This window comes from Streptomyces xiamenensis (assembly GCF_000993785.3).
Taxonomy (GTDB): Bacteria; Actinomycetota; Actinomycetes; order Streptomycetales; family Streptomycetaceae; genus Streptomyces; species Streptomyces xiamenensis.
In genome coordinates, this window is the sequence record NZ_CP009922.3 from 4,929,782 (window position 1) to 4,946,416 (window position 16,635).

Consider the following 16,635-nt stretch of genomic DNA (forward strand, 5'->3'; position numbering starts at 1 on the left):
GCCATGGCCGCCGCTTCCTCGCCCTCCTCCCCGCCGCCACCGCCACCGCCCTCCCAGCCGCCGCACGCCTCCGGCCGTCCGGCGCCCAGACGGCCGGCCGCGCCGCCCCGCCCCGACTTCGACCCGCCGGAGGCCGATCCGCAGCGCAGCTGGCTGCGGCCCACGATCCGGATCCGGCTGACGCTGCTGTACGGCGGGATGTTCCTGTTCGCCGGGATGCTGCTGCTGACGATCATCTATCTGCTGGCGGCCGAGGCACTGCACAAGGGGAACGCGCTGCCGTTCCTGATCACCAGCGACACCCGGGTGCAGATCACCTCCGACTCCTGCCAGGGGATCTCGGGGAACGTCACCAGCGACCAGTTCAAGGACTGGCTGTCGGGCTGTGTGGACATCCAGCGGGACGTGGCGCTCAAGGCGCTGCTGCGGCGGTCACTGATGGCGCTGCTGGGGCTCGCGGTGGCGGCGTTCGCGTTCGGCTACGTGATGGCCGGGCGGGTGCTGTCCCCGCTGGGCCGGATCACCCGTACCGCCCGTCAGGTGGCCGGGTCGGATCTGCACCGGCGGATCGAGCTGGACGGTCCGGACGACGAGCTGAAGGAGCTGGCGGACACCTTCGACGAGATGCTGGACCGCCTCGACCGGGCCTTCACCGCCCAGCAGCGGTTCGTCGCGAACGCCTCGCACGAACTGCGCACCCCGCTGGCGATCAACCGCACACTGCTGGAGGTGCAGCTCTCCGATCCGCAGGCGTCTCCCGAGGTGGTGCAGCTGGGCAACACGCTGCTGGCCACCAACCGGCGCAGCGAGCAGCTGGTGGAGGGCCTGCTGCTGCTTGCCCGCAGCGACAACCAGATCGTGGAGCGCAAGCCGGTGGACCTCGCCGAGGTGGCGGGACAGGCGCTGGAGCAGACCCGTGGCGAGGCGCAGGCCAAGGGCGTGGAGCTGTCGGGGGTGCGGCCCCCGGTGTACGTCCAGGGCAACGGCGTGCTGCTGGAGCGGGTGGCGCTGAACCTGCTGCAGAACGCGGTGCGGCACAATCTCGCCGAGGGCGGCTGGGTCCGGGTGGACACGGAAGCCCGGCCGGGACAGGCGGTGCTGATCGTCGAGAACAGCGGGCCGATGGTGCCCGCCTACGAGGTCGATAATATGTTCGAGCCTTTCCGGCGGCTCGGCAAGGACCGCACCGGCAGCGACAAGGGAGTCGGGCTCGGCCTGTCGATCGTCCGCTCGGTGGCCAGGGCGCACGGTGGCCATGTGGTGGCCGTGCCCCGGGAGAGTGGGGGGCTCGTGATGCGGGTGACCCTGCCGGTCTGAGATCATGCACGGGCGGGATCTCGGTCGGCATTGAGCGGAAATAAGCCATATGTGATATATCGCATAAGCAAGCCCCATTTTTCGGGGATAGCGGCGGTTATTACTGGCTTGTCCGCTGCCCTGAGCCCGGTCGACGGGCGGAGATGATCACCTCTTCAGGCGTTCGATCGGGTGTCGATTGAGTAACAGGACTTGATGTGAGGCAAAATCTCCGCCTCGGGCCGGGCACAAAGTTCGACCCTCCCGCGTTACCTGCGCTGGAGAGACCACAGAACCCAGAGGGGGAGAGAATCATGGCTACGGATTACGACAGTCCACGCAAGACTGATGACGATGTCAACGAAGACAGCATCGAGGAACTCAAGGCCCGGCGGAACGACAAGTCGGCCTCCACGGTCGATGTCGACGAGTTCGAGCAGGCCGAGGGCCTGGAGCTGCCCGGGGCGGACCTTTCCAACGAGGAGCTGTCCGTCCGGGTGCTGCCGCGGCAGGCCGACGAGTTCACCTGCATGAGCTGCTTCCTGGTGCACCACCGTTCGCAGCTCGCCAGTGAGCGCAACGGTCAGCCGATCTGCCGCGACTGCGAGTGAGTGTCCGCCCGGACCCAGGCGTCAGGCCACGTCCGGGCGGGCCGAAAGCGCCGCGGCGAGTCGATCCGGCCGCCGGGTCGACAGATAGAGATACGGCGTCGGGTCCTCGGGGTCCGTCACCTCGACCCGGACCGCCGTGGGGATGTAGGCGCGCAGCAGCATATGAGCCCGGGCATCCGCACGATGGGTGCGCCACTCGCGCGCCTCATCGGCGTCGAGCGCCCGGGCCTCACCCAGGGCCGACAGCGGAATCCGGGCATCGCCCGCCACCAGTGCACCGGACACCACCCGGATCCGCGCGGCCCCGTAGCTGCTCAGCGCCACCCCCGCCACCGCAACCCCCACCACCAGACCGGCGATGAGCCCCGCCGTGCCCAGCGGAAGCAGCGAGATGGCCAGCAGCGCCACCACCCCGGCGGCCATCAGCCACCAGGAACGGGGCACGGTCAGTCGTTCGTCGTACGGCTTCATACGGCCAAGCATGGCAGGCAGCCGCCGGCGGTCGCGGGCGGCGGTAGGGTCTGCACCGTGAGTGCTCGCCGTACCCTCCCCGAGGTGACCCTGTGAACCCAGCCGCCCTGGACGTCCCCCTGAGGCGTATCGATCCGGAGGTCCCGATCCCCTCCCGGGCGCACCCCGGGGACGCGGGCGTCGACCTGGTCACCACCGAGCCCGCGGAACTGGCCCCCGGCGAGCGTGCCGTCCTGCCCACCGGGGTTTCCCTGGCCCTCCCCGAGGGGTACGCGGCCTTCGTGCACCCACGTTCAGGTCTCGCCGCCCGGTGCGGGGTGTCCATGGTGAACTCCCCCGGCACCATCGACGCCGGGTACCGTGGTGAGATCAAGGTCATCGCGATCAATCTCGATCCGCGGGAGAGCGTGCGGTTCGAACGTTTCGACCGCATCGCACAACTGGTCGTCCAGCGGGTCGAGACCGTGCGGTTCCACGAGGTCGATCAGCTGCCGGAATCCGTACGTGCCACGGGGGGTTTCGGCTCCACGGGCGGTCATTCCGGCCTGGACAACCCCTATGCTGCGGTCGGCTCCGGCGGGATCGCCGGCCGGAAAGGACAGTGACGTGTTCGGACGTCGTCGCAAGAACGAGGAGCCCGAGGACGCGGTCGAGGCGACCGCGCAGGAGGCACCCGACGAGGCCGAGGTGCGGCGGGTCAAGCTGGAGCCCGCGCCCCGCCCCGAGGGGCCCTGGGATCTGAGCGAGGTCGGCAGCCCCGCCGAGGGCCGGGTCGACCTGGGCGGTCTGTACGTCCCCGGTGTCCAGGGCATGGAGCTGCGGGTCGAGGTCGCCGGGGACGCGATCGTCGCCGCCACCGTCGTCCTCAAGGACAGCGCCGTCCAGCTCCAGGCGTTCGCTGCGCCCAAGCGGGAGGGCATCTGGTCCGAGGTGCGCGAGGAGATCGCCTCCGGCATCACCCAGCAGGGCGGCGTCATCGACGAGACCGAGGGCCCGCTGGGCTGGGAACTGCGCGCGCAGGTGCCCGTCCAGTTGCCCGACGGCAAGCGCGGCATGCAGACCGTGCGGTTCGTCGGCGTGGACGGCCCCCGCTGGTTCCTGCGCGGCGTGATCTCCGGCCAGGGTGCCGTGCAGCCGCAGGCCGCCGGGGTCCTGGAGCAGATCTTCCGCGACACGGTCGTGGCGCGTGGCGACGGCCCGATGGCTCCGCGCGACCCGATCGTCCTCAAGCTGCCGGAGAACGCCCAGATGGTGCCGGACGGCGTCAAGCAGGAGCCGGCGGGCGAGCCCACCGAGACCTCCCGCTTCGCCGGCGGCCTCGACCACCTGCGCCGCGGCCCGGAGATCTCCGAGGTCCGCTAGCACTGGTCCGACGGCCGCGAGGAGGCCGCGGACGTCCGTGTCACCGGCCTCCTCGCGGGTACCCGCCGCGGGACTGCGAGGAGGCCGAATCATGGACAACCGCGATCCGCGGCGGCGCTCCGGCACCGAGCCGGTCACCGCCCAAAGCGATCTGCCGCTGCGCCAGCTGCTGTCGACGATCTTCATCCCGGTGTTCGCCGCGGCCACCGTGCTGTTCGCGATCTGGGCCGGCAACTCCACCTCCGGCTCCAGCCCGGGACGCCCCGCGCTCATCACCCTGGCGGTCGTCTGCGGCGTTCTGACCCTGATCGCGTTCCTCGACCTGCTGATCATCAGGCGCCGCAGACGCGAGGTGCGCGCCGCCCGCCGCTGACCACCCGCACCCCGCCCCACCGACCTGCCCGGCCGTGCTTTCCGGCCGGACACCGACAATGGATCCATGGCACGCCGCGGCACACTGCGCATCTACCTGGGGGCCGCCCCCGGGGTCGGCAAGACGTACGCCATGCTCAGCGAGGCCCACCGCCGCGCCGAGCGGGGCACCGACATCGTCGTCGGCTTCGTCGAGACCCACGACCGGCCCCGCACCGAGGCCCTGCTGCGCGGCCTGGAGACCGTCCCGCGCCGCCCGCCCCCGGGAGCCGGCCGCGGCGAGATGGACACCGAGGCCGTCCTGCGCCGCGCCCCGGCCGTGGCCTGCGTCGACGAACTCGCCCACAGCAACGCCCCCGGCTCCCGGCACGACAAGCGCTGGCGCGACATCGACACCCTGCTGGACGCCGGCATCGACGTCATCTCCACCGTCAACATCCAGCACCTGGAGTCCCTGGCCGACGTGGTGGCCGCCATCACCGGGGTACGGCAGCGCGAGACCGTGCCCGACGCCGTGGTGCGCCGCGCCGACCAGATCGAACTGGTCGACATGACCCCCGAGGCGCTGCGCCGCCGGATGGCACACGGCAACATCTACGCCCCGGACAAGGTGGACGCGGCCCTCTCGCACTACTTCCGTCCCGGCAACCTCACCGCGCTGCGCGAACTCGCGCTGCTGTGGACCGCGGACCGGGTCGACGCGTACCTCCAGCGCTACCGCACCGAGCAGGGCATCCGCTCCACCTGGTACGCCCGTGAACGCATCGTCGTGGCGCTGACCGGCGGGCCCGAGGGCTCCACCCTCATCCGGCGGGCCGCCCGGATGGCCGCCAAGAGCTCCGGCGGCGAGATCCTGGCCGTCCACGTCTCGCGCGCCGACCGGCTCACCGCCGTCTCGCCGCGCGAACTGGCCAGCCAGCGCACCCTGGTGGAACAGCTCGGCGGAACCTTTCACCACGTCATCGGCGACGACATATCCAGCGCCCTGCTGGACTTCGCCCGCGGCGTCAACGCCAATCAGATCGTGCTCGGCTCCTCCCGCCGCAAGACCTGGCAGTACGCCTTCGGGCCCGGCGTGGGCGCCAGTGTCGCCCGCGACAGCGGACCCGACCTCGACGTCCACATCGTCACCCACGCCGAGGTGGCGCGCGGGCGCGGCCTGCCCAACGCCCGGGGCGCCCGGCTCGGCCGCTCCCGCACCGTCGCCGGCTGGCTCATCGGCCTGGCCGGCCCGCCCCTGCTGACCGTGCTGCTGGCCGCGCCCCCGCGGCCGCTGGCCGAGTTCGCCAGCGACGTGCTGCTGTTCCTGTCGGTGACCGTGCTGGCCGCCCTGGTCGGCGGCTTCTACCCGGGCCTGGTCTCCGCCGCGCTGGCAACCTTGCTGCTCGACTACTTCTTCACCGAACCGCTGCGCGAATGGGGCGTGGGCAGCGGCCACGACGTGATCACCGTCGTGATCTTCTTCGCCATCGCCCTGGCCGTCGCCTCGGTGGTCGACATGTCCGCCCAGCGCACCCAGCAGGCCGCCAGGCTCCGCGCCGAGTCCGAGACCCTCACCGTGCTCGCCGGCAGCGTGCTGCGCGGCGAGGACACCCTGCGCGCCCTGCTGGGCCGCGCCAGGGAGACCTTCGGCATGGACTGCGCCGCGCTGCTGGAACGCGATCACGACGGCGGTCGTTGGCGCTGTGTGGGAAGTGTCTCCGCCATCGCCGACAACCCCCGCCCGCTGCTGCGGCCCCAGGACGCCGACGTCGACGTGCCGGTGGGCGAGCACACCATGCTCGTGCTCTCCGGCCGGGTGCTGCCCGCCGAGGACCGGCGGGTGCTCAGCGCGTTCGCCGCGCAGGCCGCCACCATCCTGGACCGGCAGCGGCTGCTGACCGAGGCCGCCCGCGCGCACAAGCTCGCCGAGGGCAACCGCATCCGTACCGCGCTGCTCGCCGCCGTCTCGCACGATCTGCGCACCCCGCTGGCGGCCATCAAGGCCTCGGTGTCCTCGCTGCGCTCGGACGACGTGGAGTGGTCCCCGCAGGATCGCGCCGGGCTGCTGGAGAGCATCGAGGACGGCGCCGACCGTCTGGACCAGCTGGTGGGCAACCTGCTGGACATGTCCCGCCTGCACACCGGCACCGTACGGCCGCTGATCCGCCGCACCGGCCTGGACGAGGTGGTGCTGCGGGCCCTGGCCGGGGTGCCCGTGGACGTCGTGGACCTGGATGTCCCCGAGTCGCTGCCGTGGGTGGCCGCCGACCCGGGGCTGCTGGAGCGCTCGGTGGCCAACATCGTGGAGAACGCGGTGAAGTACCGGCCGCCGGACACCCGGGTGCTGGTGCGCGGCAGCGCGCTGGGCAACCAGGTCGAACTGCGTGTGGTCGACCGCGGCCCCGGTGTCCCGGACGCCGACAAGGGCCGGATCTTCGAGCCCTTCCAGCGGCACGGTGACATTCCGCGCGGCAACGGGGTGGGGCTCGGCCTGGCCGTCGCCCGCGGCTTCACCGAGGCCATGGGCGGCACCCTGGACGCCGAGGACACCCCGGGCGGTGGGATGACGATGGTGCTCACCCTGCCCACCGACATCCCGGCCCCGGCCGCCGCGGGAGCCGGGGCACCCGCAGAACGAGAATCCGAACAAGGGGAACAGGGGGGAGCCCATGCACCGGGTACTCGTGGTCGATGACGAGCCGCAGATACTCCGTGCCCTGGTGATCAGCCTCAAGGCGCGCCGGTACGAGGTGGACACCGCCCCGGACGGCGCCACCGCGCTGCGGCTGGCCCACGAGCGGCACCCCGACGCGGTCATCCTGGACCTGGGGCTGCCGGACATGGACGGCACCGAGGTCATCGCCCGGCTCCGCGGCTGGATGCGGATGCCGATCATCGTGCTCTCCGCCCGGCACACCTCCGACGAGAAGGTGCAGGCGCTGGACGCGGGTGCGGACGACTACGTCACCAAGCCGTTCGGCATGGACGAGCTGCTGGCACGGCTGCGGGCCGCTGTACGCCGCGCGGAGCCGGCCGCCGCCGAGGAGGACACCGTCATCCACACCGCCGACTTCACCGTCGACCTCGCCGCCCGCAAGATCCACCGGGAGGGCCGCGACATCCGGCTCACCCCCACCGAATGGCATCTGCTGGAGGTCCTGATCCGGCACAGCGGCCGGCTGGTCAGCCAGCGGCAGCTGCTCCAGGAGGTGTGGGGCCCGGCGTACGGCACCGAGACCAACTATCTGCGCGTCTACATGGCCCAGCTGCGCCGCAAGCTGGAGGCCGACCCCGCCCACCCCCGGCACTTCGTCACCGAGCCGGGCATGGGTTACCGCTTCGAACGCTGAGCGGGCGGAGTGGGACGTTACGCTGAAGGCATGAGCGCGGGTGAAAGGGCCGGGGAACACCCCGGCAGGCGGCGGGGCCGGCCACGGTGGTGGCCCGGCAGGTCGGCCGCCGAGGCACACGCCGCCGCCGAGGGCGCCGAGCGGGCGGCCGACGAGGCCGAGCGGGCGCGCTGCACCCCCATCAGGGACTGCGCCGAGGGCCCGGCGGGCCGCCCGGTGGTCAGCGTGACCGGTACGCTGCGCTCGGTGAGTGAACGTACGGTGGCGGGGCTGCCCGCCCTGGCCGCCGAGCTGGACGACGGCTCCGCCCGGCTCGAGGTGGTCTGGCTGGGCCGGGCCGCCATCGCCGGGATCGTGCCCGGCCGGGAGCTGGTCGCCTCCGGACGGATCGCGTTGGCGCACGGCCGTCCGGTGCTGTTCAACCCCCGATACCAGCTGCGACCCCTCGACAAGGAGTAGCCAGGTGACCCCACCTGACCAGCAGTCCCCGGACGGACGACCGCCCATGGCCCCGCAGGCACCCGATCAGGCGGCCACCAAGGCGGCGTTCTTCGAGGCGTTCGGCGGCGTGCGCGGCATGGTGGAGACCACGGTGCCCGGCCTGGTGTTCGTCCTCAGCTACACGATCAACCGCGACATCAAGATCTCCGCGATCGCCGCCCTGACGATCTCCGCGGTGCTCGCGGTGAGCCGGCTGATCCAGCGCGACACCGTCAAGCACGCCTTCAGCGGCGTCTTCGGGGTGGCGTTCGGCGCGGTCTTCGCGATGATGTCGGGCGACGCCAAGAACTTCTACCTGCCCGGGATGCTCTACACCCTGGGCCTGGGCGTCGCCTATGTGGCCACGGCGGCGGCGGGCGTGCCCCTGCTCGGGCTGATCCTGGGCCCGGTGTTCCGCGAGATGCTCTCCTGGCGCACCCGCAACCCGGGGCGCAAGGCCGCCTACGTCAAGGCGAGCTATGTGTGGGGCGCGATCCTGCTGGCCAAGTCGGCGATCACCTTCCCCATCTACTTCTGGGGGGACGCCACGCAGCTGGGCTGGCTGCGGGTGGCGCTGGGCATCCCACCCTTCCTGCTGGCCGTCTATCTGACCTGGATCATCCTGGTGAAGGCCCCGGCACCGATCGATGTGGTCGCCGAGATGGAGGCCGAGGAGAAGGCCGAGAAGGAACGCGAGGCGGAGCGCAAGCGGGCGGCCGCCGCCGAGAAGATGCCCTAGCCTTCCCGGCTCCGCCCGGTTCTGTCCCGGCCGGGACAGAACCCCCGGTTCACCCGGTGTTCTTCCCGCCCTCCTTGGGCGGGCGCGGCGACAGCAGGGCCTGCAACTGGGCCTCGCGGGCGGGTGCGGCGACGAACAGCAGCTCGTCGCCCGCCGCCAGCGCGTCGTCCGGATCCGGGATCAGCACCTTCACCCCGCGGATGATCGTCACCAGCGCGGTGTCCTGCGGCCAGGCCACCTCGCCCACCCGGGTGCCCACCAGCGCCGCGCCCTGCGGCAGGGTGAGCTCCACCAGGCTGGCCTCGCCCTGGCTGAAGCGCAGCAGCCGCACCAGATCGCCGACGCTCACCGCCTCCTCCACCAGCGCCGACATCAGCCGCGGCGTGGAGACCGCCACATCCACGCCCCAGGCGTCGTTGAACAGCCACTCGTTCTTGGGGTTGTTGACCCGGGCCACCACCCGTGGCACCCCGTACTCCGTCTTGGCCAGCAGGGAGACCACCAGGTTGACCTTGTCGTCGCCGCTGGCGGCGATCACCACCTGGCAGCGCTCCAGGGCAGCCTCGTCCAGGGTGGCGATCTCACAGGCGTCGGCCAGCAGCCACTCGGCCTCCGGGACCCGTTCCACCGCGACCGCCTCGGGCGCGTTGTCGATCAGCAGCACCTCGTGGCCGTTCTCCAGCAGCTCCCCGGCGATGGAACGGCCCACCGCACCGGCCCCGGCGATCACCACCCTCATGGCTGCCGCCCCTCGTCAGGACCCTGGAGGCAGGCCGCCTCGACATCGGCCACCTGATCGCTGTACATCATCACGTGCACCAGATCGCCCTCCTGGAGAACGGTGCGCGACGTCGGCAGCATCGCCTCACCCATCCGGGTGAGGAAGGCGACCCGGACACCGGTGCGTTCCTGGAAGTGGCTCACCTTGTGCCCCACCCACGCCGGGGTGATGTGCACCTCGGACAGCTGCACCCCGCCGCTGGGGTCGCGCCACAGCGGCTCGGCGCCCGCGGGCAGCAGCCGCCGCAGCATCTGGTGCGCAGTCCAGCGCACGGTGGCCACCGTCGGGATGCCGAACCGCTCGAACACCTCGGCGCGGCGCGGGTCGTAGATCCGGGCGGTCACGTTCTCCACACCGAACACCTCGCGGGCCACCCGGGCGGCGATGATGTTGGAGTTGTCGCCGCTGCTGACGGCGGCGAACGCCCCCGCGTCCGCCATCCCGGCCTCGGCCAGGATGTCCCGGTCGAAGCCGGGGCCTGTCACCCGCTGGCCGCCGAACCCGGAGCCCAGCCGGCGGAACGCCTTGGGATCCTGGTCGATGACCGCGACCGAATGCCCCCGCTCCTCAAGGGTCTGCGCGAGGGTCGCACCGACGCGTCCGCAGCCCATGATCACGATGTGCATAGCCGTTGCGCCCGCACCTTCTCTCCGCCGGCCGGTACCCGTTACCCGGCCCGTCGGCACCACGCTACCCGGCCGCCCCCGCACTGTCCGGCCGGGCGCCCGGCACGCGGTGCGCCGCCCGCGTACGGGCCGCCGGGCGCGTTGATGGCGGCCGGGCGGCGGGGCACTGCCGTTCGGCGGGCGGCGGGGGAGCCCGTAGACTGGGCGGCCGTTGTTTCCCTCACCCCCTCTTCGCGCTCTGGAGCCGTCGCCACCATGCCTGAATCCACCCCCACGGCGGCGTCGCTGGTCGGCGAGGAGTACGAGGTCGAGATCGGCCCGGTCGCCCACGGCGGCCACTGCGTGGCACGCACTCCCGGCGGCCAGGTCCTCTTCGTACGGCACACCTTCCCCGGCGAGCGGGTCGTCGCCCGCGTCACCGACGGGCGTGCCGACTCGCGCTTCCTGCGCGCCGACGCCGTCACCGTGCTCGACCCCGCCAAGGAACGCATCGAGGCGCCCTGCCCCTTCTCCGGCCCCGGGCGCTGCGGAGGCTGCGACTGGCAGCACGTGAAACCGGGCGCCCAGCGCAAGCTCAAGGCCGCGGTCCTCACCGAGCTGCTGGCCCAGCTGGCCGGGGTCACCCCCGAGGAGGTCAGCTGGGACGGCACGGTCGAGCCCGCCCCCGGTGACAAGGTCGCCCCCGGCGAGGTGCCCGCCTGGCGCACCCGCGTGCAGTACGCGATCGACGCCGAGGGCCGCGCCGGGCTGCGCCGCAGCCGCTCCCACGAGGTGGAGCCGATCGACCGCTGCCTGATCGCGGCCGAGGGCGTCAGCGAGCTGGGCGTCGAGGCGCGCAGCTGGCCGCAGATCGCCTCCGTGGACGCGATCGCCGCGACCGGCTCCAACGACCGCATGGTGGTGCTCACCCCACGCCCCGGCGGGCGGCTGCCGCTGGTCGAGCTGGACCGGCCGGTGTCCGTGATGCGCGCCCAGGAGAAGCGCGGCAAGGGCGGTGGCCCCGGGCAGCGCACCCTGCACCCGGTGCACGGGCGGACCTTCGTACGGGAGCGGGCCGATGGCCGTACCTGGCGGGTCGGCGAGGGCGGCTTCTGGCAGGTGCATCCGCAGGCCGCCGAGCTGCTGGTGGACGCCCTCATGCGCGGGCTCACCCCGCGCAAGGGCGAGACGGCGCTCGATCTGTACTGCGGCGTGGGCCTGTTCGCGGGCGCGCTGGCCGCCCGCGTCGGGGAGACCGGCGCGGTGGTCGGCGTCGAGTCCTCCAAGCGCGCGGTGGAGGACGCCCGGCACAACCTGGCGGACGCTCCCCGCGTCCGGATCGAGCACGGCCGGGTCGATCAGGTGCTGCCGCGCACCGGAATCACCCGCGCCGACCTGATCGTGCTGGACCCGCCCCGGGCGGGCGCCGGCAAGCGCACGGTGGAACACCTGGCGACCCTGGGCGCCCGCCGCATCGGCTACGTCGCCTGCGACCCGGCCGCCCTCGCCCGCGACCTGGCGCACTTCCGCGCGGTCGGCTACGTCCCGCGCTTCCTGCGGGCGTTCGACCTGTTCCCGATGACGCATCACATGGAGTGCGTGGCGATCCTGGAGCCCGCGGCCAAAGGTGCCTGAGCCGCGGTGACGGCCGGGGTCCGCCGCGCGCCCGCGCGGACTCCGCACGGTTGACACCGCACGGGCCGTTCTCCCGGTGGTGGCTTCCGCACGATCGCTGTCACCGCGACGTTGCACTCCGCGTGAACCAATATCTGTGTCCGTGAGGTGAGAATTTCACGGGCCGTGCGGCGAGGCTTTTGCCGTAGCGGGTGACGGGAAATTATTCACCGGGCAGGCGCTGTTCCCGTGTGCTACTGTCGGTCTCAGTTGCAGTTGTGGTTCCCGAAACTTCAAGTGCCCTCGCCCGCTTCGCCGGCCGAGAGCTCTTTTGTATTTCCGGTCATTTCCGGGCGGGTTGATCATTGCGGCAATACGGGGTCCGTGCAATGCGGACTTCGATATACTGCCTCAAAGGAGATATAAAATGGCTACTGGCACCGTGAAGTGGTTCAACGCGGAAAAGGGCTTCGGATTCATCGAGCAGGACGGTGGCGGCGCCGATGTGTTCGCCCACTACTCGAACATCTCGGCCCAGGGCTTCCGTGAGCTGCTCGAAGGCCAGAAGGTGAGCTTCGACATCGCGCAGGGCCAGAAGGGCCCGACGGCCGAGAACATCGTTCCGGCCTGACACTGACGCACGTTACGCAGCTGGGGTCGTACCCTTCGGGGTACGAGCCCAGCTCCGTGCGTTTTGTGATCCGGTACTCATTCGTTCGGCGAACCGGAGCAGTGCGCATGATCTCCCAGAATGCTGGGCGCGCCGATATGACGCCTCCATTGCCCCACGTATTTAGAACCGCACCGGTATAAACATCATCCGGCCCTGTCAGGGCTTTATCTGTCATCGGTCCATACTTGTATTCTCCGGGCTGCTCATAGCCGCGGGATTCCTTGATATGTGCCGTATCAAGGAGGGTTCCGCATGAACCGCACCCGTACGAAAGACCGTTCCGCCGGCACCCGTCACACCGGTGCGGGCGCCGGAAAGGGAGGCGGCCGCTTCGGCGCTTCCGCGCCGCGCCGTTCCGAAAGGCCCGCACGCTCGGGTGGTCACGGCCACCGGAACGCCGCGGTACAGGGTGAGTTCGCTCCCCCCAAGACGATCACCCCAGCGCTGCCCGCCGCCGCGGCCTTCGCCGATCTCGACATGCCGCGGCAGCTCCTGGCCGAACTCGGGAAGCAGGGTGTGACCGCCCCGTTCCCGATCCAGAGCGCGACACTGCCGAACTCGCTCGCCGGCCGCGACGTACTGGGGCGCGGTCGCACCGGTTCCGGCAAGACGCTCGCGTTCGGTCTCGCCCTGCTCGCCCGCACCGTCGGCCGGCGTGCCGAGCCGCGCCAGCCGCTGGGGCTCATCCTCGTGCCGACGCGTGAGCTGGCGCAGCAGGTGACCGACGCGCTCACGCCGTACGCCCGCTCCGTCAAGCTGCGGCTGGCCACGGTGGTGGGCGGGATGTCGATCGGCAAGCAGGCCGGCGCCCTGCGCGGTGGGGCCGAGGTCGTCGTCGCGACCCCCGGCCGGCTCAAGGACCTCATCACCCGGGGCGACTGTCGACTGAACCACGTGGACATCACGGTGCTGGACGAGGCCGACCAGATGGCCGACATGGGGTTCATGCCGCAGGTCACCGCGCTGCTCAACCAGGTGCGCCCGGAGGGGCAGCGGATGCTGTTCTCCGCCACCCTGGACCGCAACGTCGATCTGCTGGTGCGCCGCTATCTGACCGACCCTGTCGTGCACTCGGTCGATCCCTCGGCCGGTGCTGTGACGACCATGGAGCACCACGTCCTGCACGTCCACGGTGCCGACAAGCACGCGACCACGACCGAGATCGCCGCCCGTGACGGACGCGTGATCATGTTCCTGGACACCAAGCACGCCGTGGACCGACTGACCAGGGATCTGCTCAGGAGCGGAGTCCGCGCCGCCGCGCTGCACGGTGGCAAGTCACAGTCGCAGCGGACCCGCACGCTGGCGCAGTTCAAGGCGGGGGACGTCAGTGCGCTGGTGGCGACCAACGTCGCGGCGCGTGGCATCCACGTGGACAACCTCGACCTCGTCGTGAACGTCGATCCGCCGGCCGACCACAAGGACTACCTCCACCGGGGCGGCCGTACCGCCCGCGCCGGCGAGTCCGGCAGTGTCGTCACCCTCGTCACGCCGAACCAGCGCCGGTCCATGGCCAAGCTCATGGCGGACGCCGGAATCCAGCCGCAGACCACCCAGGTCCGCTCGGGCGACGCCGCCCTGAGCCGGATCACCGGAGCCCAGGCCCCGTCCGGCATCCCGGTCGTGGTCGCGGCACCGGTGGTGACCGAACGCCCCAGGAGCAGCGCTTCTTCCCGGGGCAGGCGCCGTCCCACCGCGGCGGCCCGGCGCGCGTCCGCACGCAAGCCCTAGCCAGGACCTCCTGATCAGAAAGCCGACCCTTTCCCTTGGGAGGAACCCGTGACGCCGATTCAGACGCAGTACGCCCCGGCGAGCCCCGCCTCGGCGCACAGGACACCGGACCAGGACATGGACCCGGCGGGGCCGCAGGTCTGTGACGACATGAGTGTCGAGGTGGCCTGGGCCGTCATGACCGCCGCAGGCACGGGCCGACTGGTCGTCTGTGACCAGGACGACCAGGGCACCGGCTCGGTGACCCGGGCCGAACTCGCCGCCGTGCGGGAATGCTCCGCGTATACGGACCGCGTCCGCCTGCGCGACATCATCGGTGATCACGGAGCGTTTCCCTCAGCCGTGACCGCCGCGGCGGTGACCGAGCGCGCCGCGGGCTCCTGCCGGGGTACCGGCCCGCGGGCCGGTACCCCGGGCGGGCTCCTCCGTTCTCACTGATCCGTCACGTCTCCGGTCGGACCCCCTTCCCTCTCCTTCTCGCTGTGAGGTCACATGCGCTGCGTCATCGCCCGTTTCCCCTTCGAGCTCACCAAGGACGGCGTGCTGGCATCGATGAAGGGCGTCAAGCCCGAACCGATCACCGGCGAATCGGTGATCATCGGCCGTCGCCACTACCCGGTCAAGCAAGTCGGCCAGGTCATCACCCGCCAGGACCGCCGTGACTTCAGCGCGGGCGAGGTACTCCGGGCCATGACGCGGCTCGGCTTCACCTGCCGCTCTCTTCCCGACGCGGTGCCCGCGACCACGAGCGCCCCGCTCCCGTAAGGGACCGGGGAGCGGGACGCCCCCGCCCCGCCTCTGCCTCCCAGCCCGGCCTGCCGGATCGACCATGTCGATCAGCGGTGTGCCGGGCTTCGGCATGTGCACATCGCGTGTACCGGCCTGGGCCAGGAGCCCGTTCGGGCCGGTGCGGGTCGGTATTCCGGGGGCCGCAACCGTCCGGGCGCGAAGCAGCCTCGCGCCCCGGGGCCGGGCAGCGGGTTTCTCATCTTCGGGCAAGCAGAAATCTATGGCGTCTGGAGTAGCTTTTCGACGGCAGTGCCGTTATGGTTTCTCTTGTAGCGGAGATCAGGGAAGCCCGGCAGACACGAACTGCCGGGCAGCAGTAGACGCAGTTCGCAGGACGGTGCGGTGGTGGAGCGTCGGAGCCGGAGTTGTCGCAGGGCGACGGGGCTGACGACCGGACCGGGTGGCCCGCGGTGATCAGGGGCCACCGCGAGCGGTAAATTGGCTGAGCGGCGGCGCTTCATCCTCGGCGTCGCCGCTGCAGCAGCACAGCGCAGTACGCAGTGCCCGTTTGACGAGTCAGGGATACAGAGGGAAGAACGGAGGACCTCGGCGCCATCGAGATCGCCCGGGCGGCAGGCATGAGCCCGGTACCGCAGGACACCGAGACCCAGGTGATCCCCGGTCACACATCCGCGATCTCCGCATTCCCCGCCCACTCCCGGGTGGACCTGCGGAACAAGAAGGCCGGTGCGGAACAAAGGCCGGCAGATGGTGTAGCAGTTCCTTCAGGGCCCTGGTGCCGGTACGGCACCAGGGCCCTCCAGGCGTTCCACAGAGAGGCAAGATGACAGCGGACGACTCCTTCGGCCGTCTCGACGACGACGATTACCCCGCTTACACCATGGGCCGGGCTGCCGCGATGCTCGGCACCACTCCCCAGTTCCTCCGCGCCATCGGTGAGGCCCGGCTGATCACCCCGCTCCGCTCGGAGGGCGGTCACCGGCGCTACTCCCGCTACCAGCTGCGCATCGCGGCCCGCGCCCGGGAACTCGTCGATCAGGGCACCCCCGTCGAGGCCGCGTGCCGCATCGTCATCCTGGAAGACCAGCTCGAAGAGGCCCAGCGCATCAACGCCGAACACCGCCGCGCCGCCGGCCCACCCGACTCGCCGGGCGAGGCCTGAGACGAGGGTGCCCCCCGTCACCCGCGCCCCGGGGCGCCGCCGTGCGCGCGGTGATGGTGACCGTCCGCCGGGGCCACCGGCCGCTGGGCCGTGGCGCTCCTTCGAAGATCCGGGTGTCCACCACCCGGCCGGGCGGCCGCAGAACCCCGTGCCGCCCCACGGTTCACCCTGGTCATGGCGGAGCCGGCGGCCACCGCGCCGGGCACGGCGCGGCGGCTGAGGGGCCGCGTTCCCGCGTTCCGTACCGCCCGGGTGGCGGGCCCGGTGCCCGCCGCCCGTCCCGACGGTGATAGACCCATGGGCGTGACCGACTCCGCACACTCTCACCGGATCGCCGCTCTCCAGGACCGGCTGGCGGCCTTCGCCGCCGCCCGGGACTGGGGGCAGTACCACACGCCCAAGAACCTGGCGGCCGCCCTGAACGTGGAGGCCGGGGAGTTGCTGGAGATCTTCCAGTGGCTCACCCCCGAGCTGTCCGCGACCGTCATGGAGGACTCCGAGAGCGCCGCCCGGGTCGAGGACGAGATCGCCGACGTGCTCGCCTACCTGCTCCAGCTGTGCACGGTGCTGGGCGTGGATCCGCTGGCCGCGCTCGACGCCAAGATCGACCGCAACGAGGAGCGCTTTCCCGTTCAGTGATCTCCAGGGGACACAAT

Annotated in this window: 19 protein-coding genes; 16 read left to right on the top strand and 3 right to left on the bottom strand. The window is 71.4% G+C overall.

Annotated features, from left to right (window positions below):
* The first annotated feature begins 3 nt into the window (after positions 1–3).
* Positions 4–1,317, top strand: a complete 1,314-nt coding sequence (locus SXIM_RS22710) for a sensor histidine kinase (RefSeq protein WP_030730309.1) — start codon at positions 4–6, stop codon at positions 1,315–1,317.
* A gap of 293 nt (positions 1,318–1,610) precedes the next feature.
* The gene (locus tag SXIM_RS22715; protein WP_030730311.1) at positions 1,611–1,907 is read left to right on the top strand and encodes a DUF4193 domain-containing protein; all 297 of its coding nucleotides are present in this window, start codon (positions 1,611–1,613) and stop codon (positions 1,905–1,907) included.
* A 21-nt stretch (positions 1,908–1,928) separates the two neighbouring features.
* Here the strand turns inward: SXIM_RS22715 and SXIM_RS22720 are convergent, their stop codons facing one another.
* A complete protein-coding gene (locus tag SXIM_RS22720; RefSeq protein ID WP_174864336.1) occupies positions 1,929–2,378 on the bottom strand; it encodes a DUF3093 domain-containing protein in 450 nt (149 codons plus the stop codon).
* Positions 2,379–2,470: 92 nt separating this feature from the next.
* On the opposite strand from SXIM_RS22720, the gene dut reads away from it, so the two are divergent.
* The 7 genes from dut to SXIM_RS22755 all read left to right on the top strand — a co-directional run bounded on the left by dut (position 2,471) and on the right by SXIM_RS22755 (position 8,663).
* Positions 2,471–2,983: a dUTP diphosphatase gene (gene dut / locus SXIM_RS22725; RefSeq protein WP_234306823.1), complete on the top strand. Its 513-nt coding sequence runs from the start codon at positions 2,471–2,473 to the stop codon at positions 2,981–2,983.
* Between the two features lies 1 nt (position 2,984).
* Positions 2,985–3,740, top strand: a complete 756-nt coding sequence (locus SXIM_RS22730; protein ID WP_030730329.1) for a DUF3710 domain-containing protein — start codon at positions 2,985–2,987, stop codon at positions 3,738–3,740.
* Between the two features lie 91 nt (positions 3,741–3,831).
* A complete protein-coding gene (locus SXIM_RS22735) occupies positions 3,832–4,113 on the top strand; it encodes a DUF6343 family protein (protein WP_043177198.1) in 282 nt (93 codons plus the stop codon).
* A gap of 66 nt (positions 4,114–4,179) precedes the next feature.
* Positions 4,180–6,789 carry an ATP-binding protein gene (locus SXIM_RS22740; RefSeq protein ID WP_046725002.1) on the top strand — a complete coding sequence of 870 codons (2,610 nt, stop codon included), beginning with the start codon at positions 4,180–4,182 and terminating at the stop codon, positions 6,787–6,789.
* Positions 6,764–7,444, top strand: coding sequence for a response regulator (locus SXIM_RS22745; protein WP_046725003.1), 681 nt, complete (start codon positions 6,764–6,766; stop codon positions 7,442–7,444). Before SXIM_RS22740 ends, SXIM_RS22745 begins: the two co-directional genes overlap by 26 nt.
* 30 nt (positions 7,445–7,474) lie before the next feature.
* Entirely contained in the window at positions 7,475–7,903 is a 429-nt protein-coding gene (locus tag SXIM_RS22750) for an OB-fold nucleic acid binding domain-containing protein (RefSeq protein WP_030730342.1), read from the top strand.
* A gap of 46 nt (positions 7,904–7,949) precedes the next feature.
* Entirely contained in the window at positions 7,950–8,663 is a 714-nt protein-coding gene (locus SXIM_RS22755) for a DUF3159 domain-containing protein (RefSeq protein WP_030730345.1), read from the top strand.
* 49 nt (positions 8,664–8,712) lie between these two features.
* Here the strand turns inward: SXIM_RS22755 and SXIM_RS22760 are convergent, their stop codons facing one another.
* Together SXIM_RS22760 and SXIM_RS22765 are read right to left on the bottom strand one after the other, a co-directional pair.
* Positions 8,713–9,402 (bottom strand): potassium channel family protein, encoded by a 690-nt coding sequence (locus SXIM_RS22760; RefSeq protein WP_030730348.1) that lies wholly within the window; start codon positions 9,400–9,402, stop codon positions 8,713–8,715.
* The gene (locus SXIM_RS22765) at positions 9,399–10,070 is read right to left on the bottom strand and encodes a potassium channel family protein (protein WP_030730351.1); all 672 of its coding nucleotides are present in this window, start codon (positions 10,068–10,070) and stop codon (positions 9,399–9,401) included. The genes SXIM_RS22760 and SXIM_RS22765 overlap by 4 nt, the downstream gene beginning before the upstream one ends.
* A 255-nt stretch (positions 10,071–10,325) precedes the next feature.
* On the opposite strand from SXIM_RS22765, the gene SXIM_RS22770 reads away from it, so the two are divergent.
* The 7 genes from SXIM_RS22770 to SXIM_RS22800 all read left to right on the top strand — a co-directional run bounded on the left by SXIM_RS22770 (position 10,326) and on the right by SXIM_RS22800 (position 16,618).
* Positions 10,326–11,684 carry a class I SAM-dependent RNA methyltransferase gene (locus SXIM_RS22770; RefSeq protein WP_030730354.1) on the top strand — a complete coding sequence of 453 codons (1,359 nt, stop codon included), beginning with the start codon at positions 10,326–10,328 and terminating at the stop codon, positions 11,682–11,684.
* A gap of 406 nt (positions 11,685–12,090) precedes the next feature.
* The gene (locus SXIM_RS22775) at positions 12,091–12,294 is read left to right on the top strand and encodes a cold-shock protein (RefSeq protein WP_030730357.1); all 204 of its coding nucleotides are present in this window, start codon (positions 12,091–12,093) and stop codon (positions 12,292–12,294) included.
* A 294-nt stretch (positions 12,295–12,588) separates the two neighbouring features.
* Positions 12,589–14,067 (top strand): DEAD/DEAH box helicase, encoded by a 1,479-nt coding sequence (locus SXIM_RS22780; protein ID WP_030730360.1) that lies wholly within the window; start codon positions 12,589–12,591, stop codon positions 14,065–14,067.
* 48 nt (positions 14,068–14,115) lie between these two features.
* Complete coding sequence (locus SXIM_RS22785; RefSeq protein ID WP_046725004.1) at positions 14,116–14,505, top strand: CBS domain-containing protein; 390 nt, start codon at positions 14,116–14,118, stop codon at positions 14,503–14,505.
* 54 nt (positions 14,506–14,559) lie between these two features.
* Positions 14,560–14,832: an SCO5918 family protein gene (locus tag SXIM_RS22790; protein WP_043177201.1), complete on the top strand. Its 273-nt coding sequence runs from the start codon at positions 14,560–14,562 to the stop codon at positions 14,830–14,832.
* An 808-nt stretch (positions 14,833–15,640) separates the two neighbouring features.
* A complete protein-coding gene (locus SXIM_RS22795; RefSeq protein WP_030730368.1) occupies positions 15,641–15,979 on the top strand; it encodes a helix-turn-helix domain-containing protein in 339 nt (112 codons plus the stop codon).
* Positions 15,980–16,276: 297 nt separating this feature from the next.
* Positions 16,277–16,618, top strand: a complete 342-nt coding sequence (locus SXIM_RS22800) for a nucleotide pyrophosphohydrolase (protein WP_030730371.1) — start codon at positions 16,277–16,279, stop codon at positions 16,616–16,618.
* Positions 16,619–16,635 lie beyond the last annotated feature (17 nt).